This window comes from Rhodoferax sp. (assembly GCF_030646845.1).
In the GTDB taxonomy this organism is placed as follows: domain Bacteria; phylum Pseudomonadota; class Gammaproteobacteria; order Burkholderiales; family Burkholderiaceae_C; genus Rhodoferax.
The window spans coordinates 12871-38507 of record NZ_JAUSLE010000041.1; the positions used below are offsets into that span (position 1 = coordinate 12871).

At 61.1% G+C, this 25637-nt stretch carries 31 protein-coding genes; 17 read left to right on the plus strand and 14 right to left on the minus strand.

All coding sequences use genetic code 11. From position 1 onward, the window contains the following. The first annotated feature begins 83 nt into the window (after positions 1-83). Together Q7T10_RS10000 and Q7T10_RS10005 are read left to right on the plus strand one after the other, a co-directional pair. On the plus strand, positions 84-1154 hold the full coding sequence (locus Q7T10_RS10000; RefSeq protein ID WP_304747840.1) for a flavodoxin family protein: 1071 nt from the start codon (positions 84-86) through the stop codon (positions 1152-1154). 106 nt (positions 1155-1260) lie between these two features. After that, positions 1261-1800: a hypothetical protein gene (locus Q7T10_RS10005; RefSeq protein WP_304747774.1), complete on the plus strand. Its 540-nt coding sequence runs from the start codon at positions 1261-1263 to the stop codon at positions 1798-1800. 34 nt (positions 1801-1834) lie between these two features. Here Q7T10_RS10005 and Q7T10_RS10010 read toward each other — a convergent pair whose 3' ends face one another. Next, positions 1835-2122, minus strand: a complete 288-nt coding sequence (locus tag Q7T10_RS10010; RefSeq protein WP_304747776.1) for a hypothetical protein — start codon at positions 2120-2122, stop codon at positions 1835-1837. 35 nt (positions 2123-2157) lie between these two features. After that, a complete protein-coding gene (locus Q7T10_RS10015) occupies positions 2158-2571 on the minus strand; it encodes a YqjD family protein (protein WP_304747778.1) in 414 nt (137 codons plus the stop codon). A 239-nt stretch (positions 2572-2810) separates the two neighbouring features. Here Q7T10_RS10015 and Q7T10_RS10020 point away from each other — a divergent pair, with 239 nt between their 5' ends. The 4 genes from Q7T10_RS10020 (at position 2811) to Q7T10_RS10035 (ending at position 5377) form a co-directional block, all read left to right on the plus strand. Continuing rightward, on the plus strand, positions 2811-3275 hold the full coding sequence (locus Q7T10_RS10020; protein WP_304747780.1) for a Spy/CpxP family protein refolding chaperone: 465 nt from the start codon (positions 2811-2813) through the stop codon (positions 3273-3275). A gap of 117 nt (positions 3276-3392) precedes the next feature. Then, positions 3393-3884: an aminoacyl-tRNA deacylase gene (locus tag Q7T10_RS10025; RefSeq protein WP_304747781.1), complete on the plus strand. Its 492-nt coding sequence runs from the start codon at positions 3393-3395 to the stop codon at positions 3882-3884. Positions 3885-3986: 102 nt separating this feature from the next. Then, positions 3987-4664 carry a glycerol-3-phosphate 1-O-acyltransferase PlsY gene (gene plsY, locus Q7T10_RS10030; RefSeq protein ID WP_304747783.1) on the plus strand — a complete coding sequence of 226 codons (678 nt, stop codon included), beginning with the start codon at positions 3987-3989 and terminating at the stop codon, positions 4662-4664. Positions 4665-4684: 20 nt separating this feature from the next. Continuing rightward, entirely contained in the window at positions 4685-5377 is a 693-nt protein-coding gene (locus Q7T10_RS10035) for an amidotransferase (protein WP_304747784.1), read from the plus strand. Here the strand turns inward: Q7T10_RS10035 and Q7T10_RS10040 are convergent. After that, entirely contained in the window at positions 5374-5862 is a 489-nt protein-coding gene (locus Q7T10_RS10040; protein WP_304747786.1) for a HugZ family protein, read from the minus strand. The two genes, Q7T10_RS10035 and Q7T10_RS10040, sit on opposite strands and share 4 nt — an antisense overlap. A 73-nt stretch (positions 5863-5935) precedes the next feature. Here Q7T10_RS10040 and Q7T10_RS10045 point away from each other — a divergent pair, with 73 nt between their 5' ends. From Q7T10_RS10045 to Q7T10_RS10055, 3 genes are all read left to right on the plus strand, one after another. Further along, positions 5936-6202: a helix-turn-helix transcriptional regulator gene (locus Q7T10_RS10045; RefSeq protein WP_304747789.1), complete on the plus strand. Its 267-nt coding sequence runs from the start codon at positions 5936-5938 to the stop codon at positions 6200-6202. A 42-nt stretch (positions 6203-6244) separates the two neighbouring features. After that, positions 6245-7543: a type II toxin-antitoxin system HipA family toxin gene (locus tag Q7T10_RS10050; protein WP_304747791.1), complete on the plus strand. Its 1299-nt coding sequence runs from the start codon at positions 6245-6247 to the stop codon at positions 7541-7543. A 106-nt stretch (positions 7544-7649) separates the two neighbouring features. Next, entirely contained in the window at positions 7650-9641 is a 1992-nt protein-coding gene (locus Q7T10_RS10055; protein ID WP_304747794.1) for a DUF2075 domain-containing protein, read from the plus strand. On the opposite strand, the gene Q7T10_RS10060 is transcribed toward Q7T10_RS10055, so the two are convergent. The 4 genes from Q7T10_RS10060 to Q7T10_RS10075 form a co-directional block, all read right to left on the minus strand. Further along, a complete protein-coding gene (locus tag Q7T10_RS10060) occupies positions 9642-10061 on the minus strand; it encodes a hypothetical protein (protein ID WP_304747797.1) in 420 nt (139 codons plus the stop codon). 152 nt (positions 10062-10213) lie between these two features. Then, positions 10214-11173, minus strand: coding sequence for an HD-GYP domain-containing protein (locus Q7T10_RS10065; RefSeq protein WP_304747800.1), 960 nt, complete (start codon positions 11171-11173; stop codon positions 10214-10216). A 9-nt stretch (positions 11174-11182) separates the two neighbouring features. Further along, the gene (locus Q7T10_RS10070) at positions 11183-11827 is read right to left on the minus strand and encodes a TIGR02281 family clan AA aspartic protease (RefSeq protein WP_304747803.1); all 645 of its coding nucleotides are present in this window, start codon (positions 11825-11827) and stop codon (positions 11183-11185) included. Continuing rightward, on the minus strand, positions 11827-12312 hold the full coding sequence (locus Q7T10_RS10075; RefSeq protein WP_304747806.1) for a YajQ family cyclic di-GMP-binding protein: 486 nt from the start codon (positions 12310-12312) through the stop codon (positions 11827-11829). Before Q7T10_RS10075 ends, Q7T10_RS10070 begins: the two co-directional genes overlap by 1 nt. A 44-nt stretch (positions 12313-12356) precedes the next feature. On the opposite strand from Q7T10_RS10075, the gene murB reads away from it, so the two are divergent. Both murB and Q7T10_RS10085 read left to right on the plus strand, forming a co-directional pair. Beyond that, positions 12357-13409, plus strand: a complete 1053-nt coding sequence (murB, locus tag Q7T10_RS10080) for a UDP-N-acetylmuramate dehydrogenase (protein WP_304747842.1) — start codon at positions 12357-12359, stop codon at positions 13407-13409. An 11-nt stretch (positions 13410-13420) separates the two neighbouring features. Next, positions 13421-14227, plus strand: coding sequence for a hypothetical protein (locus Q7T10_RS10085; RefSeq protein ID WP_304747808.1), 807 nt, complete (start codon positions 13421-13423; stop codon positions 14225-14227). A 56-nt stretch (positions 14228-14283) separates the two neighbouring features. On the opposite strand, the gene Q7T10_RS10090 is transcribed toward Q7T10_RS10085, so the two are convergent. Genes Q7T10_RS10090 through Q7T10_RS10110 form a run of 5 tightly spaced genes read right to left on the minus strand, consistent with a single transcriptional unit; the run spans position 14284 to position 18051 of the window. Next, positions 14284-14601: a pyrimidine/purine nucleoside phosphorylase gene (locus Q7T10_RS10090; protein WP_304747810.1), complete on the minus strand. Its 318-nt coding sequence runs from the start codon at positions 14599-14601 to the stop codon at positions 14284-14286. 50 nt (positions 14602-14651) lie between these two features. After that, entirely contained in the window at positions 14652-15671 is a 1020-nt protein-coding gene (locus Q7T10_RS10095; RefSeq protein WP_304747812.1) for a TRAP transporter substrate-binding protein, read from the minus strand. Positions 15672-15730: 59 nt separating this feature from the next. Further along, complete coding sequence (locus Q7T10_RS10100) at positions 15731-17020, minus strand: TRAP transporter large permease (protein ID WP_304747815.1); 1290 nt, start codon at positions 17018-17020, stop codon at positions 15731-15733. A gap of 27 nt (positions 17021-17047) precedes the next feature. Beyond that, positions 17048-17542: a TRAP transporter small permease subunit gene (locus Q7T10_RS10105; RefSeq protein WP_304747817.1), complete on the minus strand. Its 495-nt coding sequence runs from the start codon at positions 17540-17542 to the stop codon at positions 17048-17050. Next, positions 17539-18051 (minus strand): gluconokinase, encoded by a 513-nt coding sequence (locus tag Q7T10_RS10110; protein WP_304747819.1) that lies wholly within the window; start codon positions 18049-18051, stop codon positions 17539-17541. The genes Q7T10_RS10105 and Q7T10_RS10110 overlap by 4 nt, the downstream gene beginning before the upstream one ends. Before the next feature lie 173 nt (positions 18052-18224). Between Q7T10_RS10110 and Q7T10_RS10115 the strand changes: the two genes are divergently transcribed. Continuing rightward, the gene (locus tag Q7T10_RS10115; protein WP_304747822.1) at positions 18225-19250 is read left to right on the plus strand and encodes a LacI family DNA-binding transcriptional regulator; all 1026 of its coding nucleotides are present in this window, start codon (positions 18225-18227) and stop codon (positions 19248-19250) included. A 67-nt stretch (positions 19251-19317) separates the two neighbouring features. Continuing rightward, complete coding sequence (locus Q7T10_RS10120) at positions 19318-20322, plus strand: complex I NDUFA9 subunit family protein (protein ID WP_304747825.1); 1005 nt, start codon at positions 19318-19320, stop codon at positions 20320-20322. Between the two features lie 10 nt (positions 20323-20332). On the opposite strand, the gene argG is transcribed toward Q7T10_RS10120, so the two are convergent. Next, on the minus strand, positions 20333-21673 hold the full coding sequence (gene argG, locus Q7T10_RS10125; protein ID WP_304747828.1) for an argininosuccinate synthase: 1341 nt from the start codon (positions 21671-21673) through the stop codon (positions 20333-20335). Positions 21674-21708: 35 nt separating this feature from the next. Further along, entirely contained in the window at positions 21709-22071 is a 363-nt protein-coding gene (locus tag Q7T10_RS10130; RefSeq protein ID WP_304747830.1) for an ArsC family reductase, read from the minus strand. Between the two features lie 40 nt (positions 22072-22111). Here Q7T10_RS10130 and folC point away from each other — a divergent pair, with 40 nt between their 5' ends. From folC to Q7T10_RS10150, 4 genes are all read left to right on the plus strand, one after another. After that, complete coding sequence (folC, locus tag Q7T10_RS10135) at positions 22112-23428, plus strand: bifunctional tetrahydrofolate synthase/dihydrofolate synthase (RefSeq protein ID WP_304747832.1); 1317 nt, start codon at positions 22112-22114, stop codon at positions 23426-23428. A 19-nt stretch (positions 23429-23447) separates the two neighbouring features. Then, on the plus strand, positions 23448-24164 hold the full coding sequence (locus Q7T10_RS10140; protein ID WP_304747834.1) for an SPOR domain-containing protein: 717 nt from the start codon (positions 23448-23450) through the stop codon (positions 24162-24164). Between the two features lie 21 nt (positions 24165-24185). Next, the gene (locus Q7T10_RS10145; RefSeq protein ID WP_304747844.1) at positions 24186-24674 is read left to right on the plus strand and encodes a CvpA family protein; all 489 of its coding nucleotides are present in this window, start codon (positions 24186-24188) and stop codon (positions 24672-24674) included. 13 nt (positions 24675-24687) lie between these two features. After that, positions 24688-25637, plus strand: a 950-nt coding sequence (locus Q7T10_RS10150) for an amidophosphoribosyltransferase (protein WP_304747835.1), incomplete at its 3' end; no start/stop codon positions are given.

Below are 25637 nucleotides of genomic sequence, written 5' to 3' on the forward strand. Positions count from 1 at the left end.
CCGCTTGTCACTCTGCAAGGAACATCCATGAACGCCTGTCTACCACCCCCCTGCGCTTGCCCTTCGGACCCCGGGAGCCGGCCGTGATCGAGATTCGCAAGGGCCAGGCCCCCGCGCCAATTGATCGGGCGGAATTCAGTCGGCGGTTTCGTGCCAGCTTCATTGACCCGGCGTTCCGCGCCGAGGACACCTCCATCGCGCGGCTTGAAGACATCGCCTGGGACGCTTACATGGAAGGCCGCAAAGCACCGTTCACGCAAAAGGCAGGCCCGGGCTATGCCGACCCCGACTACGACTTGTCCACTGAATGGATTGCCACCAGACAGCGGATCGAAGCGGCCCAGCAGGCTTGGGCTGACCCGGCCGGCCCATCCCGGGTATTGCTGGTCTGCGGCTCGGCGCGCAACGACGGCACCTGCCCGGGCGAAATATCCAAGAGCTTTCGGCTGCTGCAAATCGCGCAGGACACGCTGGAGCGGGCCAACATCAAGGTCGATGTGCTGGACCTGAGCCTGGTCACCTCGGACTACGCGCGCCACATTCATCCCTGCAAGGGCTGCGTATCAACCGCCATGCCCTTGTGCCATTGGCCCTGCAGCTGCTACCCCAACCATGCGCTCGGCCAGACCCATGACTGGATGGCGGAGATTTACGAGCGCTGGGCTGCGGCCCATGCGGTGCTCATCGTGTCGCCCGTGTACTGGTACCAAAGCCCCAGCCCCTTGAAGCTGATGATCGACCGGCTGGTGTGTGCCGATGGCGGCAATCCCGATCCCACCTCAACCTCGGGCAAAAAAGCCGGTAAAGCGAAAGACCTCGAGCTGGCAGGCTGGGACTACCCCCAGCATCTGGCCGGGCGCGCCTACGGCCTGATCGTGCACGGCGACGTGACCGGGGTCGAAGGCTCGCGCCGGGCCCTGTCAGACTGGCTCGACTGGATGGGTTTTATCGATGCGGGTGCGCAGGCCCGGCTGGACCGCTATATCGGCTACTACGAACCCTATGCCACCAGTCACGAGGCCCTGGACCGGGACGAGGCGGTACAGGAAGAAGCGCGCAACGTGGCGCGCGCGGTGGCCAAGGCGGTGGTCGAGCTGCGTGCCGGGCGCCTGCAGGCGGCGCAGCCCCGGCTGTCACGTCCACGGCCCAAGTAGGCACGTTGCTGGCCTCATGTGTACGGCGTCGCACAGACCGTCCAGGAGATCCCGGGTAAGGTGAACTTGAATCCGTATTGCACGGGTCATACCAAGGAGAAATGCCATGGACGAGTATCGTCATCACTTGACAGGATTCTTTTCCAACCGCGACGCCGCTGAAGGCGCCTTTTCCACGCTCGTCGAGCGGGGGTTGCCGCGCGAACGCCTTCAGATCTTCGAGACTGACTCGGCCACGTCTGCACCTGCGCCGAAAGAGGACAGCAACGCTGTGCTGAAGGACGTGGTGGTGGACGGCGCCATCGGAACCGCGGTTGGGGCCGGCATCGGCGCGCTGGCGCAGGTGGCGCTGGTGGCGGCGAACGTGAGTCTGTTCATCGCCAGCCCGCTGCTCGCGCCGCTCGTGATGCTGGGCTGGGGTGCCAGCATCGGTGGCTTGCTGGGCGCCACCGCAGGCGCAGTAACCAGCGCGGCACCCGACGTGGGGAAGAAGGAAGGCTGGCTATCGGCGCTGGTTCGCGATGCCATTGGAAGCGGCCAGATCGTGTTGGTGGTGGACGCTCGCACGGAGCAGGAGACAGCGACCGCACGGGAGGTCATCCAGGAATCGGTTGGCGATTACAACGACATCCGCAGCACAAGCTGAACGCGATTGTCCTGCCAGGCCCGCAGGTAACCAGTCACACCATCGCGATCAGTTTTGCCACATCGTCGCGGCATTCAGTACATTTTCCGACAAGCAGCAGGTCGCCCGCTTTCACGACACCGGTGAAATTTGCAATGGTGACCTCATGACGGCATTTTCCGCACCAGACATTGGAGAGCAACGATTTCTGGCGCTCCAGGGGAACGACTTCCCACAATCTGGATGCGGAATCGGTGAATTTCGGAATGGATTCAACGCGCATCATGCAGTCGCAAAGACTTGCTGAATGAACGTGCACCGCAGGCGGGTGAAAAACCGGCATTCATCGCTTTCCCCACGGTGCCTTTCTTTCAATCACTATCGACGTGAAATCAGCATGCCCACCAATACGCCAATGGCTGCAGCAATACCCACCGACTGGAGCGGACGCTCTTTCACATAATCGGTGGTGACATCAACGCCACGATTGAATTGCTGGCTCACGTCAGCTGTAACGCCCCTGGCCGCAACCTTGGTGGCTTCGACCTTCGCGAGGATGTTTTCTTTGGCCGCAATCAGTTCAAGCTCAGAAAAACTCGCCAGATTGGCGATCAAGTTGTCAAGGTCAGCTCGTAAGCCGGTCACTTCTTGATGGGCGACGACGCCGATGTTTTTGCTGGCCGCTTTGGTGGCGTCCAACAGATTTGTTGCTGAAGTGGCCACCTGCGCGGCCATATTGCCGGCAGCCTCAGATGCTGTTTCACTCTTGCCGGTGTGGTTAAGATTTTCCATTGGTTTCTCCTGGGACTTGGGTAAGAAATGTCCGTGGCGACTTGCCTCCGGAACCCGGGCATGGCGCTTGCCACACCAAAGCTGAACCTTAAGGCAAAGGAGGGGCCCCGTATGTGCGGTGTCGCACTTATGTCTGGATGGATTGCCACGAGTTGATTTGATGAGATTTGATTTTTGTCAAATCCCGTCCTTCTCACGCCGACAAGATGCAGGTCCTGATCAACTCGAAGGAGTTCAATATGAAACGCGCATTGCTTTTGACGGTGGTTGGGTTGGTGCTGGCAAGCTCGGTTTGCTCTCAACCCTACGGCACGGGTCCTGGAATGATGGGCGGCTATGGTGGCGGTTATGGCATGGGTCCAGGGATGATGGATGGCTACCGTGGCGGCGGCTATGGCATGGGCCCGGGAATGGCGAGAGGATATTGGGGGGTGGACCTCAGCGCCGACCAACGCAAGAAGATCGAGCAGATAGAGGAGGAAACAGCGAAGGCGAGGTGGCAGCTCATGGGCACGATGCACCAGAAGGGCTACCACATGGACGGCATGTTTGGGCGGGGAGCGTTTGATGAGCCGGAAGCCCGCAAGGCGTTTCAAGCGATGACCGACGCACAGAAGGCGATGTTTGAACTGAACATTGAGGCTCGCAAGCGCATCGACGCTGTGCTGACCAAAGAGCAGCGCGACAAGCTCTATAAACAATAGAGCCCGTAGCAGGGCATGGCTGCTCTCGGTCCAGGCGGAGTGAGACGGGGTTCTGATGGATCGTTGCCATAGGCTCTTCGCTTTTCTTCCCATCACAAGCGTGGACAATATGCGCCTATGGCCAAGAAAGACCACGTCAGCGAAACCCCCGCCACCCAGTTGCTCAAGGCCAACAAGGTGGTGTTCTCCGAACATCCCTACGAGTACCTGGAGCATGGCGGCGCGCAGCACAGCGCGCAGGTGCTGGGGTTCGATCCGTTCACGGTCGTCAAGACACTGATCATGCAGGACCAGGACGCCAAGCCGCTGGTGGTGCTGATGCACGGCAACCGCAAGGTCTCCACCAAAAACCTGGCGCGCCAGATTGGCGCCAAGTCGGTGGAGCCCTGCCAGCCCGAGGTGGCCAACCGCCACAGTGGTTATCTGGTGGGCGGCACTTCGCCGTTTGGCACGCGCCGGGCCATGCCGGTCTATATCGAAGCGTCGATTCTGGAGCTGCCCAAAATACTGATCAATGGCGGACGGCGCGGCTACCTGGTGGGCGTTGACCCGCAGGTCTGCATGAGCTTGCTGGCCGCCAAGCCCGTGCAGTGCGCGCTGGCAGACTGACGCTTTGACCGCGCGGCTGCCGCGCCATCAGGGCAGGCTGGCAAAATGGCGGCTTCATGCCCCGGCCAGCGGGTGCAGCAGCAGGAGACATTTTTGGAATCTATGCAATCTTTCTTCCCCGTGATCGCCACGCTTTTGGGCTACCTCATCGGGTCGCTTTCTTTCGCGGTGATCGTCAGCAGCGCCATGGGCCTGAAGGACCCGCGCACGTTTGGCAGCAAAAACCCCGGCGCCACCAATGTGCTGCGCTCCGGCAGCAAGGCGGCGGCCATCGTGACCCTCTTGCTTGATGCGGCCAAGGGCTGGCTGCCGGTGATGCTGGTCAGGTGGTTTGGCAAGCCCTACGGGATGGAAGAAGGCACCATGGCCATGGTGGGGCTGGCCGCCTTTGTAGGCCATCTCTACCCCGTGTTCTTCAAGTTTGTGGGCGGCAAGGGCGTGGCCACCGCCCTGGGTGTGCTGCTGGGCATCAGCTGGATTCTGGGGCTGGCCACCGCCGCCACCTGGCTGATCATGGCCTACTTCTTCCGCTACTCCTCACTGGCTTCGCTGACGGCGGCGGTGTTTGCGCCCGTGTACTACATTTTTGGCGACGGCATTGCCTGGTACATGAACAAGAGCGTGCTGCTGGCGGTGTCCATCATGTCATTGCTGCTGCTCTATCGGCATGCCGAGAACATCGGCCGGCTGGCCAAAGGCACCGAGTCGCGGCTGGGCAAGAAGGCGCCTGCCGAACCAGCCGGTCATGTCAAAGACCACAAACACGGCCACAAACGCTAGAGAGATTCATGAGAATTTGCGTGCTTGACAACGACGTGCTCGACCCGGCGGTCGCGGCCACGTACACCAGCTATGGGGAGATGTTTGCGCGCCTGCTGCGCGATGCCGGGGCCGACTGGTCGGTTGACGTCTTCAACACCACGCAAGGCCACTACCCGGCGACGTTTGACGACTATGGCGCCGTGCTGTTGACTGGCAGCCGGGCCGACTCATTTTCGCAAGAGGCGTGGGTGCTTGAGCTGCGCCGGCGCGTGGAGCAACTGCTGCAGGCCAAAAAGAAACTCGTGGGCGTGTGCTTTGGCCACCAGCTCATCGCCCTGTGCCTCGGTGCCAAAGTAGGGCGCGCGCCGCAAGGCTGGGGCACGGGGCGCATGCGCTACCAATGGCACGCGCCCCATTTGGCGCAGTCGCAGGGCCGCAGTGAGATCGCATTGCTGGCGAGCCACCAGGACCAGGTGCTGGAGCTTCCGCAAGGTGCCACCCTGCTGGCCAGCAGCGCGTTTTGCCCGGTGGCCGCCTTTGCGGTCGGCGAACACGTGTTCTGCGTGCAAGGCCACCCCGAGTTTGTGGAAGACTACAGTGCCTATCTGCTGAACAAACGACGTGAGCAGCTGGGTGAAGAGCACTACACCGCCAGCACCAACAGCCTGGCCCTGGGCCATGACGGACTGCAAATGGCCCGCATGATGGTGGCGTTTGTGGAAGGCACCTAGGCCAGCGGCCACAACACGCGTTCCATTTCGTCAGCATCTAGCGAGCGTGCCGCACCAAAGCCCGCCACCTGGCGTGCGCCAAGAATGTGGATCGCGACGAACATGAAGTCGCCGAGCTGCGTCATCGGCAGGCTGTCAGGAAACCGCGTCAGGTAGGCAGCCCGACTGTCCGCCCACGCCGCGCTGCCCGCCTCTGGCACGGTGGCGTGCCCCACCAGCGTCACGCGCGGCAGGGCGTGAACCGGCTCACCGGGTACCTCCGCCTGCATCACCAGCAGGGACACGTGCGGCATGGCTTGCAGGTTGCGGGTGTGCGCCGCCAGCGCGCTGACATGAATCACCAGGCTGGCGCTGCCCGGCTCCAGCGCATACGGCACCATGGACACGAACGGCAGGCCGTCCTCGTCGAGCGTGCCCAGCGCCGCGACGCGCTGGGTAGCGAGGAGGGCGCGCAGGTCGTGGGTGAGGCGGGGTTCGTGGGGCATAAAACAGCCTATCTTGTGTAAATCAAAAAAACAGCTTAAACTTTGTAAATCTAATTAACAGCCTGGAGGCTGTATGAGTGACTACCCGATCCGTACCGAGCAACAAGTATCGCTTTTGCTCAAAAGCTTTCGCAAGGCCAGGGGCATGACCCAGGCTGACCTTGCACGTGCACTGGGCATTACCCAGCAAACCGCCTCAGACCTCGAGCGCAACGCCTCAATGGCCAGCGTGAGCCGCCTGCTGCGCATGCTCTCGGCGCTGGGGGTCGAACTTGTCCTTCGAGACACGCAGACGGATGCCAACGCCAAGACCGGCAAGCGCACGCCGGCGGACTGGTAATTCATGGGACGACGCTCTCATGCGAGGCACCTGGACCTGTGGATGAACGGTCAGCACGTGGGCGTCTGGTCGCACCACGCTGCACGCGACACCCTGAGTTACTCCAAGGCGTGGTTCGACGCGCCCTTGGGGCGACCGTTGTCCTTGTCCTTGCCATTTCAGCCCGGCAACCTCCTGCATCAGGGCGAGACCGTACGCAACTATTTCTCCAACTTATTGCCCGATAGCCAGCCTATTCTGAACCGTTTGGCCCAGCGCTTCAAGACCGGCACGACTGAAGCGTTCGATCTGCTGGCTGAGATTGGCCGCGACTGTGTGGGCGCGTTGCAAATCGTGCCAGAAGGCCAGGACCCGGGCGATCCTTTTGTCATTGAGGGTGTGCCCCTGAATGATGCCGGAGTGGCACGGGAACTTGAAGCCGCCATCACCCCGGGCCGAAACGTGGGGCAGGGCGAAGATGGCGCAGATTTCCGGATATCGATCGCCGGCGCGCAGGAAAAAACCGCGCTCTTGCGCGTGGGTTCCAAGTGGATGCGGCCCACCGGCGCCACGCCCACCACGCACATCCTGAAACTCCCCCTGGGCCTGGTCGGCAACCAGAAACTAGATCTGCATGACTCTGTTGAGAACGAATGGCTCTGTGCCCAAATCCTTACAGCCTACGGGCTGCCCGTGGCCCATTGCGAGATGGGGGACTTCAATGGCACCACGGCTATGATCGTTGAGCGTTTCGACCGACGCTGGACACCAGACCGCAAGGCTTTGCTGCGCCTGCCACAGGAAGACATGTGCCAGGCGACGGGCACCTCACCATTCATCAAGTACGAGGCCGATGGCGGTCCGGGCATGGACCGGATTCTGGACCTGCTGGCGTCATCCGGGGAGCGGGAACGCGATCGTGTGAATTTTTTTCGGGCCCAACTGCTGTTCTGGCTGCTGTGTGCGCCCGATGGCCACGCCAAGAACTTCAGTCTCCATCTGGCGCCGCGCGGCGCGTTTTCGATGACACCGCTGTATGACGTCTTGTCCGCCTACCCCATGCTGGGCAAAGGAGCGAATCAGATCAATCCCTTCAAGGTCAAGTTGGCCATGGCCGTGCGCGGGAAGAACCCGCACTGGAAGATGCGCGATGTGCTGCGCCGTCACTGGAACGAATCGGCGCGGCGCAACGGTATCGGTGACTCGGCTGAAGCCATCATTGCCGAGCTGGTCGAGAAGACTCCCCATGTGATTGAACAGGTTGCGCGCACGCTGCCGAAGCAATTTCCTGCGCATGTGGCGGACAGCATCTTTTCTGGCTTGCAGGACGCGGCAGAGCGACTTGCGCGGATGCCCGAATGATGGGGAAGGTGCTTGCAAGGAATGACCAAACAATCAGTTCCTACCTTTGCTGGCGTGTAAGGTCCTTATTCAGCAAAAGCAATGAACTTAACAGGGAACACAGCTTGTGACAAACCGAAATCGGGCCTATTACGCAGATTCAATCGCCGACTTTCTGATGCGCGCGTCGGACGAAATACTTGGCACGCTTGTTCGGAGCAGCGCGTTTAGCATTGAGGCGCCTCAGCGCAATGCCTGGCTTGAGCAAATCCGCTTGCTGAAAGAAACTTTGATCAATAACGCGGGCAGAGGAACGGTGTACTTTGAGTATGCCGTTCCAAGGCTTGGCAAACGTATTGACGTGGTCGTTCTTCTAGACCACGTTATTTTCGTGATGGAGTTCAAAGTTGGCGAAAAAGAGTTTCTCTCCTCTGCAAGAGACCAAGTGTGGGATTACGCAGTGGATCTCAAGAACTTTCACGAAACCACACACGACAAAACAGTAGCGCCGATCCTTATTGCCACGCGCGCGCCGGCTCACCATTCGATCATTGCAACCACTTCTCAAAATGACGGTGTGCTACTACCCATCAACGTATCGCCATGCCAACTCAATGTCGTTTTGAATCAGGTTTTGCTGTTCTCCGATGGCCAACCAATTGACTCAGCCACGTGGGAAGCTGGCGGCTACCATCCCACGCCAACCATCATCGAAGCGGCGATGGCACTCTACAGCGGTCATGCGGTTTCCGAAATTTCGCGTAGTGATGCCTCTGCAATTAATTTAAGTCGAACATCGTCGGCAGTTTCAAAAATAATTTCATCCTCGCGTGAACAATCGACGAAATCCATTTGTCTAGTTACCGGTGTGCCTGGAGCGGGAAAGACCCTCGTTGGCCTTGATATTGCTACGCAGCACACCGACAAAGACAGCGCCCTCCACTCGGTTTTTCTTTCAGGCAACGGCCCGTTGGTTGCGATTCTGCGAGAAGCTCTAGCGCGAGACAAAGTTCGACGCAAAGCTGAAGCGGGGGAAAAAGTCAAGAAAGGCGAGGCCCTGAGTGAAGTCAAATTATTCATTCAAAACGTACACCATTTTCGCGACGAATGCTTGATTGATACGCACCGGCCACCTATAGAGCATGTCGCTATTTTTGATGAAGCACAGCGTGCCTGGAATCTTGAGCAGACCGCAGCATTTATGCTTCGCAAGAAACAGAAGGCTGGCTTTGATCAATCAGAACCTGAGTTTTTGATTTCTTGTTTGAACCGACATGATGACTGGGCCGTAGTGGTTTGTTTGGTCGGCGGTGGGCAAGAGATCAACACCGGTGAAGCTGGCATCGAAGAGTGGATTCATGCCCTTAACCGGTCTTTTCCTGACTGGCATATTCATATATCACCACGGCTTCATGACGACGAGTATGGTGCTGGGCGAGTGCTTGAAGAACTTACGGCACGTCCCAACGTTCATTTTGACGAAGACCTGCATCTGGGCGTTTCAATGCGGTCATTTCGCGCCGAGCATGTTTCTGCACTGGTGAAGCACATGCTGGATCACAACACCGCGCAAGCGCGCGACATGCTCGCAGAGTTGGTCGATCGCTATCCGATAGTCATTACTCGAAATCTTGATCGTGCCAAGTCGTGGCTGAAGGCGAAAGCCAGAGGCACTGAGCGTTATGGAATGGTCGTTTCCTCGCAAGCGCAGCGCCTAAAGCCACATGCGATCGACGTGAAATCACCGATGGACCCGATTCACTGGTTTCTCGATGGAAAAGAGGACGTTCGTTCGTCGTATTACCTTGAAGACGTTGCGACCGAATTTCACGTGCAAGGGCTCGAAGTTGACTGGGCTTGTGTCGTGTGGGATGCCGACTTTAGATACGCCCCATCGGGATGGCAACATTTCTCTTTCGTAGGCAATCGCTGGAATCAAATTCGGAAAACTGAACGTCAGACCTATTTGAAAAACGCATATCGCGTCCTTCTCACGAGGGCGCGTCAAGGCATGGTTTTGGTTGTGCCGGAAGGTGACAATGAAGATCAGACTCGGTACGCGGCGCACTACGATCCGACGTTTGAGTACCTGAACAGTATCGGCTTCAGGGTTATTTGATCAGATGAAAAACTTGCGATGTGCCACCAATTCATTTCCCCTTAATGCTTCCCGAAATGTGTCCGGTGGCAACTCACATTCATCGGGCTTCACGTAGTAAACAGTCCAATCGCCGAAGTACATGCCATTAAATGCAAGCATGTCACCGTTGACCGAAAGCTCAAACTCGGTGTCCGGCGCACCAAAGTATTCTTCCCCATCGGAAGCGAATTCGAATTTGACCCTGACGTTCGACGCATAGGTTGTGTGACACCACATCAGTGGGCCAATGGCGGGGCCATTGAAGCCCCAGTCATCCATGCGTTCTTTTGGATCGTGCCGTCCGTGAAACAGTCCGAGATAGAGCCCCGGCCTTTGGGGTTTGCTGCCGTACTGCGGTAAGGCTGTGTTGGCAGCATCGGCGTTTTGGGTGATTTGCATGTTGGACTCCTGTTGGAAAGAAGCCCAAGCCTACGCAAAAGAATGCCTTTTGTGACCCAGGGCTTTACCTGGGTTGAGCACCGAGGATATATAAGAAATCAGCCTCTAGCCCCCGCAAAAATATGCGCTTATAGCTATAAAAACAATAGCAATTACGGATGCTGCGCCGCGTAGACGCCCAGCTGCAATATCAGGTGATGGTTCAGGCGCACGCGCACCGTCGAGGCCGCCAGTGCCGATTTGATTCTGGGGCTGCCGGTGGAGGTTCGGTGCAGACGGGGCGGGTTGAGCAGGGCGCCTGCTTCGTTGACGACAATGGCCACATGCGGCTGGTTGGGTTGGCTGCTGCGGCGCATGACCACGGCCACTTCCTTGTTTTCGAGCCGCACATAGGTGCCCGGCGGGCAAAGGCCGACGGCGCGCACCAGGGCGTGGCCGACCTCGTCGTTCTGCTCAGCCGAGTTGGTGATGATGGAGCGTGCCGAGTCGGTCGCACTGCGGCCTTCTCGTGATTTGCGCGGACTGATCATGGCCGCGTAACGGTCCGCAATGCGCAGAATGCGCGCCAGCCGGCGCACCGGGGGGATGGCTCGCAGCTCGCCCTTGTTGGTGCTCTCGTCGTGGTGCAGGCTGATGGTGTCAAGCCACAGCTCGTTGGCGACCCCCATGTTGGCCAGCATCAGCCCGCCTTTGACGGCGTGGGCACGAATGGCGTCGCGTTGCTGGGGGCTTGGCTTTTCTGTTTGTGTGGCCAGCTGGTCCTGCATGGCGGTCATGGCAATGTTCATGGTCATGGCCGCATGCACCAGGCTGTCGCGCTCGGTCTGGTCCAGCTTCAGCTCCAGCGCGATCAGGTGGCACAGCACGGCGCTGACCAGCGCGTGGGAGGCGCTGTAGCCCACCGGCGAATTGGTCGCCAGCTGAAAGAGCAGATACAGGCCGACGTCGGTGTCGCGCTTGAGCAGGGTCTGCATCCAGCGGTCGTACTGCCACACGCGCTGCTCAAACTCCTGGATGCTCGCCGGGCTGCCCAGAATGATGCCCAAGCCCGACTCCAAGTCAGACCAGAGGCTGAGCAAATCTTCGTATTCGTTTTCGGTCTGGACTGTCAAGGGGGTGTCTCAATAACGTTTTTCGAGAACCATCTGGTCGTTGTTTCGCGTCATCTGAAAGCGCGCCAGGTAGCTGTTGCCCAGCAGCACATAGGGCATGGAGCCCGATGAGACCAGCGCTTCCACGTCGTACACCGTCACATCGCCGATGCGCACCGACGCCAGCCGGGTGCGCCAGGCGGGGATGACGCCATTGGCGGTGCTGACCTGCCCTTGTTGTCCTGTTTTGTAGTTCAGCCCGACGCGTTCGGCATCGGCGATGCTCAGGGACACCATGGTGGCGCCGGTGTCCACCACCAATTGCACGGCCCGGCCGTTGATCTGTCCCGGCGTGAAGAAGTGGCCGCCGCTGCCGGCGCTCAAGACCACGCGGGTGCCGCCAGGCCCACCGCCGAAGCCGTTGCCCACGCTGGCAGGTGCCTCACCCACGCGCAGGGTGTGCCGTTTGCCGGCAATTTCCACCACTGCCTGGTCGCCCTGGGTGGAGACGATCTTGACACCCCGGTAGGACTCGCCCACGGCAACACTTTTTGGCGCACTGCCATCCACGATCACCAGGGCCTTGCCGCCCAGCATGCCGGACAAGCCGACCGTCTGAGCCCAAGTCATGGGGCCCAGGGTCAGCAGCGTGACGAACAGCGCGGCGGCTTTCATCAGTCGCGAAAGTTGTCGAAAGTCAGTGGAATGTCGGTCATTTCCTTCTTGATCAGGGCCATGGCTGCCTGCAGATCATCGCGCTTGGCCCCGGTGACGCGTACTTTTTCTTCCTGAATGGCGGCTTGCACCTTCAGTTTGCTGTCCTTGATGTGGCGCTGGATCTTCTTTGCCACTTCAGTCTCGATGCCACTGCGCACCTTGATAACGCGCTTGACTTTGTCGCCGCCCATTTTCTGCACGTCGCCCATGTCCAGAAAGCGCACGTCCACGTTGCGCTTGGTGAGCTTGTTGCGCAGGATGTCTTCGATCTGGGTCAGCTGGAACTCGGCGTCGCCAATGACGGTGATTTCCTTGTCCTTGAGTTCAATGGAGGCTGGCGTGCCTTTGAAATCAAAGCGCGTGGTGATTTCCTTGACGGTGTTTTCCACCGCGTGTTTTACATCCACCATGTTGGCGTCGCAAACGGTATCAAAAGAGGGCATGGCTAAATTCCGGCAAATTCACGAGTGTGAGGGCTAATGAGACAATTACGGCAATGTTAGTCGAGAAAAACGTCCCACTCCAGTCCTGCAACACCTTCCATATCGTGGCCAGGGCGCATTCCCTGGTTCGGGTTGCCAGTGAAGCCGATGTGCAAACCGTCGTTGCCAGTTCCGAATGGGGGCCGAGCCCCAAGTTTGTTCTGGGTGGCGGCAGCAATATTGTGCTCACCGGCGATGTCAAACCACTGGTCTTGAAGGTCGAGATCAAGGGCAAGCGTCTGGTGCAGGAAACCGCCAAAGCCTTTGTGGTGGAAGCCGGGGCCGGGGAAGACTGGCACGACTTCGTCACCTGGACGCTGCAGCAGGGCTACCCGGGGCTGGAAAACCTGGCACTCATCCCCGGCACGGTGGGCGCGGCGCCGGTGCAAAACATCGGTGCCTATGGCGTTGAATTGCAGGACCGCTTTGAGTCGCTTGACGCGATCGACCTGCAGACGGGCCGGATTTTTACCCTGAACGCGGCCCAATGCGGGTTTGGCTATCGGGACTCGGTCTTCAAGCACGCGCCGCAGGCCCAAACGGCCGGGCTGGGGCTGGCGGGCAGGGCGCTCATCACCCATGTGCGCTTCTCGCTGCCCAAACCATGGAAGGCGGTGCTGGGCTATGCCGATCTTGAGAAGAAGATCGCCGAGGCAAATATTGCGCAGCCTTCGGCCTTGCAGATTTACCAGTGGATTTGCGACATCCGCCGCGCCAAATTGCCCGATCCCGACGTGATCGGCAACGTCGGCAGTTTCTTCAAAAACCCCACCGTCACGCCGGAGCAGCGCGACGACATCATTGCGCGCGATCCGAAGATCGTGCACTACCACCTGGCCGATGGTTCGGTCAAGCTGGCTGCCGGCTGGCTGATTGACGCCTGTGGCTGGAAGGGCAAGTCGGTCGGCAATGCCGGCGTCTATGAGAAACAGGCACTGGTGCTGGTCAATCGGGGGGGAGCCACCGGTGGCGAGGTGATGACGCTGGCCCGGGCGATTCAAACCAGCGTTTACGAGCGTTTTGGCATCCGGCTGGAGCCGGAGCCGACGGTGGTTTGACCTCGCGCGTCATGCTCAGCGCCAGAAAGCTGGTCATCCGCCATGCGGGCGTCGTACCCGCCGTCTTCGCGGCGGCCTGGCTGCTGGTCATTGTGGGCGCAGTGCTGGGTTGGTGGCGGCCTGGCCCGGTTTGGGGGGCGCTGGCCATGGCATCCGTGCTGGCGGTGGTGCTGGGGATGGTGTGGTCGCGCTGGCAGCATGAAAAGGTGGTGCGCGAGGGCGCGTTGCCACAGTTTCTCAAGCGCAGGTTGCGTGAAACGTATCCCCATCTGAGCGGTAAAGACCTGGATCTGGTCGAACGCGGTCTGCGCCAGTTTTTTCTCGCCTGTCTGCGCAGCAAAAAACAGTATGTGGCCATGCCTTCGCGTGTGGTGGATGCCATGTGGCATGAGTTCATCCTGCATACCAGGGCCTACCAGGACTGGTGCCAGCTGGCGCTGGGCTGGTTTTTGCACCATACACCGGCGCTGGCGCTGGGCACGCAGGCCAAGAATAACGATGGTCTGCGCCGCGCCTGGTACTGGGCCTGCCGCGATGAGGCCATCGACCCGCATGCGCCGACCCGCCTGCCGCTGCTGTTTGCGCTGGACGCCAAGCTCGATATTGAAAACGGCTTTCGCTACACCCCCGATTGCCGGGATATCCAGCGCAAGAGCGACGCCGGCCACAACAGTTCGGGCGGCACATACTGCGGCACAAGTTTTTCGGATGGCTCGTTCAGCGGTGACTCGGACAGCTTTGGCGGCGTTGAGTCGTCAGACAGCAGCGATGGGGGTGACAGCGGTGGGGACGGTGGCTGCGGGGGCGGCGGAGATTGAAAAAAAAGCCACCCGAAGGTGGCTCTTTTACTGGCGAAGACCCGCGGTGCGCCTGATCAGCCGAAATGGCAGATGTAGTGGTAGGCCTCGGTCACCCGAATCTCGAAGGACGAGTTGCCGGGAACGCTGAATTTGTCACCGGGGACGGACTTCACCCAGGCATCGGTGCCCGCCAGCTTGTATTCGCAGCTGCCGGCCACGCATTCCATGATTTCCGGCGCGCCGGTGTTGAAGGTCAAAGTGGCTGGCAACACCACGCCGACTGATTTCTTGGTGCCATCCGCGAAGGTGATGCCGTGGCTCACGCATTTGCCGTCAAAGTAGACGCTGGCCTGGGTGTTGACGGTGACGTTGGCGATGCTGGAGGTGCTCATGGTGTCCTTGAGGTTTGAAAAGAGCCGCCATGTTAGCGGCTCTGCCAGCCCTACTTCTTCGCGCGCAGCCGGGCGAGTTCGGCCTGGGTGTCCTGCCACAGGTCCATGCCGACGTTTGAGGCAATGCCGGCGTTGATTCGGGTCAGCTTGTCGCGCATACGGGCCGTCTCCGCGGCAGACAGCACGTTGACCTGCATGCCCTTGGCCTTGAGGTCTTCCAGCGCTTTGGTGGCCTCGGCACGGGTGTCCTTGCGTTCAAAGTCGCGGCTCGTTTTGGCGGCGGACATCAGAACGGCTTTCTCGTCCTTGCTCAGGCCGTCCCACCATTTTTTGCTTGCCAGCACAATCCACGGGCTGTAGACGTGGTTGGTGACGGTCAGGTATTTCTGGATTTCGTAAAACTTGCTGGACAGAATGGTGTTGTAGGGGTTCTCCTGACCATCGACAGCTTTGGTTTCCAGCGCGCTGAACAGTTCGGAAAACGGCAGCGGCACGGCGTTGGCGCCCAGGGTCTTGAAGCTGTCCAGATACACGTTGTTCTGCATCACGCGCAGTTTGATGCCATCCATGTCTTCAAGTTTGACCACGGCGCGCTTGCTGTTGGTGAGGTTGCGAAAGCCGTTTTCCCAATACACCAGACCCACCAGGCCTTTTTCTTCCAGCTTGTTGCGCACGCGGTCACCCACCGGGCCGTCCAGAATGGCGTCGGCCTCTTGTGCGTTGTTGATCAGAAAGGGCGTGTCCCACAGTGCCATTTCCTTGGTGATGCCCACCAGCGTGGCGGTCGAGCCCACCATCATTTCCTGCGCGCCGCCGATCAGGGCCTGTTGCATCTGCACGTCCGATCCGAGCGCGGCGGCGCCAATGGCGCGCAGCTTCATCTTGCCGCCAGAGAGTTTTTCGATTTCTGCGGCCAGCACCTTGGTGGCGCGGCCCTGATTGGATTGCTCGTTCAGGCCGTAGCCAAAACGGATCAGGCGTGGCTTGATGTCTTGCGCGCTGGCCAGGCCACTGGCCAGCAGGCTGGCGCCCACTGCGCAGGCGATGAGGGTTCGGCGAATCAGGATCATGAGAGTCTCCAGAGTAATAAAGAATAAAGGAACGACGGGGAAAAAAGGCGGGTCCGGTTTCAGCGCATCCAGGCGACAGGGGCGATGACCAGCTGGGGAAAGATCACCAGTAGCGCCAGAATCAGCGCGTAGGTCAGCAAGAAGGGGTTGACGCCCTTGATGACTTCGTCCAGCCGCATGCGCCCGACACCGGCCACCACATTGAGCACGGTGCCCACCGGCGGGGTGATCAGCCCGACGGCGCCATTGAGCACAAACATCAAGCCAAAGTAGACCGGGTCAATGCCCGCCGCGACGGCAATCGGCAGCATGACCGGGGCAAAGATCAGGATGGTGGGGGTGAGGTCCAGCGCCGTGCCCACCAGCACCAGCATGACCATCATCACCGCCATCAGCAGCGTCGGGTGCTCCATCAGCGGGCCCAGCCAGCCGGTCAGCGTGGCTGGCAGATCGGCCAGTGTGATCATGTAGCTGGCCACCTGGGCGCCGGCGCACAGGAACATCACCACCGCGGTGGTCTTGGCCGCCCGCACCAGCACGCCGTGCAGGTCAGCCAGCTTCATTTCACGGTGGATGAAAAACGCGATGACCAGGGCGTAAAAAGCGGCCACCACGGCGGCTTCAGTCGGCGTGAACACGCCGGTTTTCATGCCGCCAATGATGATCAGCGGCATCAGCAGTGCCCAGAAGGCTTTACCGGTTTCACGCACCCGCGCCCTCAGCGGCAACGGTATGCCCTCGGGCAGGTCGAGCTTGCGCAGTTGCAGCTTCCAGGCGACGACCAGACCGGCGCCCATCATCAGGCCCGGCACGATGCCCGACAGAAACAGGGCGGAGATCGAGGTGTTGGTGGTGACGCCGTAAATCACAAACGGCATGGAGGGCGGAATGATGGGCGCGATGATGCCGCCCGAGGCAATCAGCCCGGCCGAGGTCGACATCGGGTAGCCGTGCGCCCGCATCATGGGCAGCAGGATGGTGGCCAGCGCGGCCGTATCGGCCAGCGCCGAGCCGCTCATGCTGGCCATCAAAATGGCAGCGCCAATGGTGACAAAACCCAGCCCGCCCCGGATATGACCAACCCAGGCCTGCGCCATGGTGATGATGCGCCGGCTGATGCCGCCCGAGTTCATCAGCTCGCCCGCCAGAATGAAGAAGGGGACCGCGAGCAGGGGGAAACTGTCCACGCCAGCCACCAGGTTTTGCGCCAGCAACTGGGTGTCCCAAAAGCCCAGCACCCAGGCCATGGAGGCGCCGGTGAGCACCAGGGCGAATGCCATCGGCATGCCGATGCCCATGAAGGCCATCATGCCGACTACGAAAATAATAGCAACCAAGCCTTGATTCATAAGGGCTACCAGTTCTTTTTTTATAAATCACTCAACTTCGGCCGCGTGGCCGAAATCGATGGGGCGAGCGCGCAACAGCTTCCAAAGCGCCATCACACCAATGGCCAGACTGCACAGAAAGGCGGGCAGCGGCAGCAGGGCCTGCGGGTAGCCGAGCACCACGCTCACACTGTCCATGCCGACCAGCACCTGCTGCCAGGCGCCCCAGCCCAACAAGGCGCAGCTGAGGACCACCAAGGCGTGGATCAGGCCGGTTGTGAGCTTGAGTGCGGCTTCGCGGCCGGGTTTGAGCAGCGGGTGCAGCAGGCTGGTGAAGGCCATGTGTTCGCCCTGCGGATAGGCGGCCGTGGCGCCGATGAACACCATCCAGACAAACAGCAGGCGCGACAGTTCCTCGCTGGCAGCCACGCCGCTGCCAAACCCATAGCGCATGACGACATTGACAAAGACCGAGGTGGCCATGACCGCCAGACAGGCGGCCATCAGGGTGTTCAGGAACCTGATGACGGGGGTGTTGCTCATATCGGGGCCTCTTTCAGATCGTTCTGCAACCAGCGGGCGACGGTTTCGCTCAGGACCGCCAGCGGCTGGGTGGCATCCACCCGCAGCACGCCGGGCTCGCCTACGGGGGACTCCAGCGTGGCGAACTGGCTGGTGACCAGACTCGGGGGGAACAGGTGTTGGGCCGCGCGTGCCGACACCCGCTGGTGCGCCGTCTGCGGATCAATCTCCAGAAACACAAAGCGCAAGCCGGGCGCATGCGCCCGCAAGCGGTCGCGGTAGCTGGCCTTGAGCGCCGAACAGGTCAGTACGGCGCCCGATTGGTGTTGTTCCAGGGCCTGACCCAACGCGTTGAGCCAGTCACTGCGGTCGGCGTCGGTCAAAGGCACACCCTGGCGCATTTTGTCGAGATTGCGTTCCGGGTGGAATTCATCGCCCTCGATCAGCGGCAGCCCCACGGCCTGGGCCACCGCCTGGCCGGCGCTGGATTTGCCGCAACCGGCGACGCCCATCATGACAACTGATTTCATAGTTTGGATAGCGCTATCTCAATGGTTTTAAAAAAACGGAATGGAGTGAGCCATTCCGGGAGTCATGTCGCATCAGGTCAAAAAATTAAGGGGTGGAACGCGTTCAATTGACTTTAAGATAGCGCTATCTTAGTGAGATGTTTTGATTTTAGAACTAGGGTAAACCCGTAATCATGAGTACTTCCCCCCGCAAAAGCCGGTCCTCCGGTCGTGTCACCCTGGACGACGTTGCGCTGTCCGCTGGCGTCAGCCGCATTACCGCCTCACGCGCCTTGCGCGGCGAGCGCAGCGTGGGCGCGGATCTGGTGACCCGCGTGACACTGGCCGCCAACGCGCTGGGTTATGTGCCAGACCCGGCCGCGCGGGCACTGGCCAGCGCGCGCAGCCACACCGTCGTCGTGCTGGTCCCCCTGCTGTCGAACAACCTGTTTGTCGATTTGCTGGAAGCCGTGCATCGGGTGCTGCATCCCCTGGGCTACCAGATACTGATTGGCGTGACGCATTACCAGCCGCACGAAGAAGAGGAACTGTTGGCAAGCTATCTGGCGCACCGGCCCGCCGGCTTGCTGGTGACTGGCTTTGATCGAACGCCGCGCTGCCAGGCCCTGATTGTCCAAAGTGGCGTACCGTGCGTGCACCTGATGGAAACCTCGCGCGATCCTTCGGTGCATTGTGTGGGCTTCTCACAGGCGGACGCGGGTCGCGCCATGACCCAGCATTTGCTGGGCACAGGACGGCGTCGCATCGCGTTTGCTGCGGCTCAGCTGGACCCGCGCGTGATGCAGCGTCTGGAGGGTTATCGCCGGTCTTTGAAAGAATCCGGTTGTCACGATGCCGCGCTCGAGTGGCTGAGCCCTGAGCCCTCGTCCATGGCACTTGGTGCGCAGTTGCTGGAGAGCGGCATGGCAGCCCATCCCGATGTGGACGCGATCTTCTTCTGCAATGACGATCTGGCGCAGGGCGGCTTGCTGGCGGCCTTGCGGCTTGGCATCCAGGTGCCGCAACGGCTGGCCATTGCGGGTTTCAATGATCTGGCGGGAAGCGACCAGATGTGGCCGCCGCTGACCACCGTCCGAACACCCCGTGTTGAGATTGGCGAGAGTGCCGCGGCCATGCTGCTGCAACTCATGCGGGGTGAATCGGTGGAGCCGTCCAGCGTGGACGTCGGCTGGCAGCTGGTCCTGCGTCAAAGCACTTGACTTGCGGTTTTGGGGTCCATTGACCCCGCGCAACAAGCAGGCTTGTGCAAAGCGCTAGATTAGGTCCATGAAAAACGTTTTGGTGGTCGGTGGCTCCGGCTTTGTTGGTACCCATGTGTGTGAAAAACTGGCGCGTGAGGGGTGGCATCTGACCGTGCCCACCCGGCGCTATGTCCAGGCCCGGCATTTGCTGACTTTGCCGTCGCTGACGGTGCTGGAACTGGACGTGCACGATGAGATGGCGCTGGCGCGCGCGGTCGCCGGCCATGACGCCGTTGTGAATCTGGTGGCCATCCTGCATGGCGACCAGGCGACATTCCAGAAAGTCCACGTGGACTTGCCGCAGAAGCTGGCGCGTGCTTGTGTGGCGGCGGGCGTCAGGCAGTTCGTGCATGTCAGTGCCCTGGGTGCCAACGCGCAACATTCAGAGTCAGCGCCCTCCATGTACCTGCGCAGCAAGGGAGAGGGCGAGGCGGCGTTGATGCGCGCAGCGGGTGCCGGGCTCGACGCGGCGTTTGATCTGACGATTCTGCGCCCCAGTGTGATCTTTGGCGCCGAAGACAAGTTTCTCAATGCTTTTGCCAGGCTGCAAAAGCTGCTGCCGCTGGTGCCGCTGGCAGGGGCCGATGCGCGTTTTCAGCCGGTCTGGGTGCAGGATGTGGCCCTGGCCGTGGTGCGCTGCCTGGAGCGTGGCGCCATCGTGTCGCCCGCCAGCGCGCCGCACGTGCTTGAGTTGTGCGGCCCCGACGTGTTCACGCTGAAGGAACTGGTGCAACTGGCTGGCCGGCTCAGTGGCATCCGCGATGGACGCGGGCGCCCCGTGATTGCGGTGCCGCTGTGGGTGGGTCGGCTCCAGGCCATGCTGATGGGGCTGGCCCCAGGCGAGCCACTGATGAGCCGCGACAATCTGGATTCCATGCAGTGCGACAACGTGGCCAGCGGCACGTTGCCGGGGCTGTCTTCCCTGGGCATTGCCCCTGCGGCGCTGGTGCCCATTGCGCAGGACTATCTCACGCAGCACCAGACCGGCAGTGCCCTGCTGCGCATTCGCGAGCGGGCACGCCGCACCTGATCGGGCCGGCCTATTTCCTGGTGCTGTGCGTCAGGTTCAGGAAGTCGCCGCCTTCACCCAGTGACAGCAGGCCGGTCTGGGCGTAGATGCCCAGTTTGGCGCGCGTGTCGACGATGTCCAAGTTGCGCATGGTGAGCTGGCCGATGCGGTCCAGCGGGGAGAACGGGGCGTCTTCCACCTTCTCCATGCTCAGGCGCTCGGGGTGGTACGTCAGGTTGGGGCTCTCGGTGTTCAGCAGCGAATAGTCGTTGCCGCGGCGCAGCTCCAGCGTGACTTCGCCAGTGACGGCGCGGGCCACCCAGCGCTGAGCGGTCTCGCGCAGCATGATGGCCTGCGGGTCGAACCAGCGGCCCTGGTAAAGCAGGCGGCCGAGTTTGCGGCCGTTGTCGCGGTACTGCTCAATGGTGTCTTCGTTATGGATGCCGGTGACCAGGCGCTCATAGGCGATGAACAGCAGCGCCAGGCCCGGGGCCTCATAGATGCCGCGGCTCTTGGCTTCGATGATGCGGTTTTCGATCTGGTCGCTCATGCCCAGGCCGTGGCGGCCGCCGATGCGGTTGGCTTCCAGCATCAGTGTGACCAGATCGGGGAACTCGACACCATTGAGCGCGACCGGGCGGCCCTCATCAAAGCGCACGGTCACTTCTTCACGTTTGACCTCGACTTCGTCCTTCCAGAACGCCACGCCCATGATGGGGTTGACGATCTTCATGCCGCTGCTCAGGAACTCCAGGTCTTTGGCCTCGTGCGTGGCGCCCAACATGTTGGAGTCGGTCGAATAGGCTTTTTCGGCCGACATCTTGTAGCCAAAGCCATGCGCCGTCATGAACGCCGACATTTCGGCGCGGCCACCCAGTTCGTCGATGAAGAGCTGGTCCAGCCAGGGCTTGTAGATTTTCAGGGACGGGTTGGTGAGCAGGCCGTAGCGGTAGAAACGCTCGATGTCGTTGCCCTTGAAGGTGCTGCCGTCGCCCCAGATGTTGACGTCGTCCTCTTTCATGGCGGACACCAGCATGGTGCCAGTGACGGCGCGGCCCAATGGCGTGGTGTTGAAGTAGGTCACACCGGCGGTCGAAATATGGAAGGCGCCACTTTGCAGCGCGGCGATGCCCTCGGCAGCCAACTGCGAGCGGCAGTCGATCAGGCGGGCCGCTTCAGCGCCGTATTCCATGGCCTTGCGCGGGATCTCGTCGTAGTCGGCTTCGTCGGGCTGGCCCAGGTTGGCGGTATAGGCGTAAGGGACGGCGCCCTTGAGCTTCATCCAGTGCAGCGCGGCGCTGGTGTCCAGGCCGCCGGAGAAAGCGATGCCGACTTTCTGGCCGACGGGAAGGTTTTGGAGAATGGTGGCCATGGTGTGTGCAGTGCAGTTTTGGGTAACCGATGATTTTAGGCGACCCGCGAGCGCCAGGCCGTTTCATCAAAGCCGACCGATACACCACCATCGGCCCATTCCACCACCGGCCGCTTGATCACGCTGGGCTGTGCCAGCATCAGGGCGCGGGCGCTGGCAGCATCCGTCACGCCCGCCCTTGTGGCGTCGTCCAGCTTGCGCCAGGTGGTGCCGCGGGTGTTCACGAGTGGCTCCCAGCCCAGGGCGGTGATCCAGGCGTCGAGCGGCTGCTCGGGCACCCCCAGCTTCTTGAAGTCAACGAACTGGTAGTCGAGGCCTTGGGCCGTGAGCCAGGCGCGGGCCTTCTTGACGGTGTCGCAGTTGGGGATGCCGTAGAGGGTGATGCGGTGTTTGTCCATGGGCGCCATCATGCAGTACTCGGCGACAATGGCAGTCCCTATGAAAACCGAACCTCAAACCCTTGACGAATGGCTGGCCCACTGCGAGCGGCTGCACCCCAAAAACATCGACATGGGGCTGGACCGTGTCAAGGTGGTGGCCGACCGCATGGGCATTCGCTTCACCTGCCCGGTCATCACCGTGGCCGGCACCAACGGCAAGGGTTCGACCTGCGCCATGCTGGAATCCATCCTGCTGCAGGCCGGCTATCGCACCGGGGTCTACACCTCGCCGCATCTGGTGCGTTTTGAAGAGCGTCTGCGCATCCGGGGTGATGCGGTGGATGCTATAAATTTGGTAGCTGCTTTCGCAGAGGTGGAGCGGGCCAGGTGCCAAAATGATTCAGAAGTTTCGCTCACTTATTTTGAATTTTCCACCCTGGCCATTCTGCATGTGATGGCCCATAGCGCGCTGGATGTGGCCATTCTGGAAGTCGGTCTGGGTGGGCGGCTGGATGCTGTCAACATCATCGAGCCCGACTGCTCCGTGATCACCAGCATCGACCTCGATCACATGGAGTTCCTGGGGTCAGACCGCGAGAGCATTGGCCGGGAGAAGGCGGGCATCATGCGAACCGGTCGCCCGGTGGTGGTGAGCGATCCGGTGCCGCCGCAAAGTGTGCTGGACCATGCCACCGAGATCGATGCCGATCTCTGGCGCTTTGGTGTTGATTTCAATGTGGCGGGCGACAAGCAGCAATGGGGCTGGGCTGGGCGCGGGCGGCGCTACAGCGGGCTGGCTTATCCGGCCCTGCGCGGCGCCAACCAGCTGGTCAATGCGGCCGGCGTGCTGGCGGCATTGACGGCCCTGCGCGACCGCCTGCCGGTGACGGCGCAGGCGGTGCGCAACGGATTGGCGTTTGTGGAACTGCCTGGACGTTTTCAGATCGTCCCGGGCCAGCCCACGCTGGTGCTGGATGTGGCGCATAACCCGCATTCGGTGGCAGCGCTGGCCGCCAACCTGGATGCCATGGGCTACTTCCCGACCACGCACGCAGTTTTTGGGGCCATGGCCGACAAAGACCTCGCGCTCATGCTGGGCAAGGTCAATCCCCTGATTGACAGGTGGTATTTCACGGATTTGCCAACCCCCCGGGCCGAATCGGCAGCGGGGCTGGCAGAGAAATGGCAGGCCCAGAACACCCGGCGCGACGCCTCTGCTTCAACCTACCCGGATCCCCAGCAGGCCCTGCAGGCGGCGATCAATGCGGCAGACCCCACTGATAGAATTGTGGTCTTTGGGTCGTTCTATACGGTGGGCGGCATTTTGAAGGACGGCGTGCCCCGACTTCTCGCCAAGCACATGCCAAACATTTGAACTCCTGAGCTCCCACAACATGGCCTTTTTCAAGTTCCGAAAGAGTGGCGACGAGCAGTCCGCCACGTCGCCCCAGCCCGAGAGTGTCGAGATGATGCGCAGGCGTGCCAAATACCGCCTGATCGGTGCTGCCGTGCTGGTGCTGATTGGTGTGATCGCTTTTCCGATTTTGTTTGACAAGCAGCCGCGCCCGATTGCGGTCGATATGCCGATCGAGATTCCCGACCGGAACAAGGTCAAGCCGCTGAGCATTCCCGCTCCGGCGGCGACGCAGGCCGTCAAGCCGGAAACGGTTGCCCCGGTCGTTCCACCCGCGCCAGTGGCGGCACCCGTGGCCGTTCCCAAGGCAGAGGAAAAAGTGGCAGTTGCCCCCGTTGCTGCTGCGCCGGAAGCTCCTAAAACAATAGCGAAAACGGAATCCAAACCGGAGCCAAAGGCGGACGAAGGCAATAAAGCCCAGGCGCTGCTGGAAGGCAAGGAGCCCGAGAAAAAGGTTGACGCCAGTGCCGGCCGCTTCGTGGTGCAGGTCGGTGCGTTCGCGGACGTCGCCCGGGCGCGTGAGGCACGGCTGAAGCTGGAGCACGCTGGGCTGAAAACCTATACCCAGGTGGCCGAGACCAAGGACGGACGCCGGATTCGCGTGCGGGTTGGCCCCTTTGCGGACAAGGCGGAGGCGGACAAGGCCGCGCAGAAGATCAAGAAGCTGGACCTGCCGGCTGCAGTATTGACTTTGTGATGGTGGCTTGAACGCATGACCATGATCGCGCTGGACTGGATATTCGCGGTGGTTTTGCTGGCCTCGCTGGCACTGGGCGCCTGGCGCGGTCTGATTTATGAGGTGTTGTCGGCCGTGAGCTGGATTGCAGCCTTTATTCTGGCGCAGTGGCTGGCGCCTGATGTGGCGCAGAAGCTGCCCATGGCCGGGGCGGGCGAGGTGGTTCGGTACGCGGCAGGTTTTGCCGTGGTATTCGTGTTGTCGGTACTGGCTGGCGGTCTGCTGGCGAAGCTTGCCCAGAAGCTATTTGCTGCAGTGGGCCTGCAGCCTGCTGACCGGGCTTTGGGCGCGGCGTTTGGCTTGGTACGCGGGGTGGTGTTGTTGTTGGCGGCAACGGTGGTGATCGGCATGACACCGTTGAAGTCGAGTGACTGGTGGCGGGAGTCTGTCGGCGCCGGCATCACCACGGCGGCGCTCAAAGGGCTGCAGCCGGTATTGCCGGAAGAGTTTGGAAGGTATTTGCCTTCATGAGATCGGAATAAGTATGTGTGGAATCGTAGGCGTTGTCAGCAACGCACCTGTTAATCAATTGATTTATGACGCTCTGTTGCTGCTGCAGCACCGGGGCCAGGATGCCGCGGGCATCGTCACGCAGCAAGAGCGCAAGTTCTTCATGCAAAAGGCCAAGGGCATGGTGCGCGACGTGTTTCGCACCCGCAACATGCGTTCGCTGCCGGGCAACTGCGGGCTGGGCCAGGTCCGCTATCCCACGGCGGGCAATGCCTACAGTGAGGAAGAGGCGCAGCCGTTCTACGTGAATGCGCCCTTCGGCATTGTGCTGGTGCACAACGGCAATCTGACGAATGCCCACGCGCTGAAGGCGGAGCTCTTCAGCACCGATCACCGCCACATCAACACCGAGAGCGACTCCGAAGTCCTGCTCAATGTGCTGGCCCATGAGCTCGAGAAGTCCACCCGCGGCTTGCCGCTCAGGCCCGAAGATGTGTTCACTGCAGTGCGCAACGTCCACCGCCGTGTGCGCGGCTCGTATGCCGTGGTGGCGCTCATCGCAGGCCACGGCATGGTGGCTTTTCGCGATCCCTTCGGCATCCGTCCGCTGTGCCTGGGCCGCAGCCCCGGCACCGTGGTCGTGGCCAGCGAGTCCGTGGCGCTGGAGGGCACGGCCCACCACTTCGACCGCAACCTCGACCCCGGCGAAGCCGTGTTCGTCGACCTGCAGGGCAATGTGCACGCACAGCAGTGCGCCGAGCACCCGCAGCTCTTCCCCTGCATCTTCGAATACGTCTACCTGGCGCGCCCCGACTCCGTGCTCGACGGCATCTCCGTCTATCAGGCCCGCCTGAACCTGGGCGAGACCCTGGCCAAGCGCGTGGTGTCCACCGTGCCGCCCAACGAGATCGACGTCGTCATCCCCATTCCCGAATCGAGCCGCCCGAGCGCCACCCAGCTGGCCCACCTGCTGGGCATTCCTTA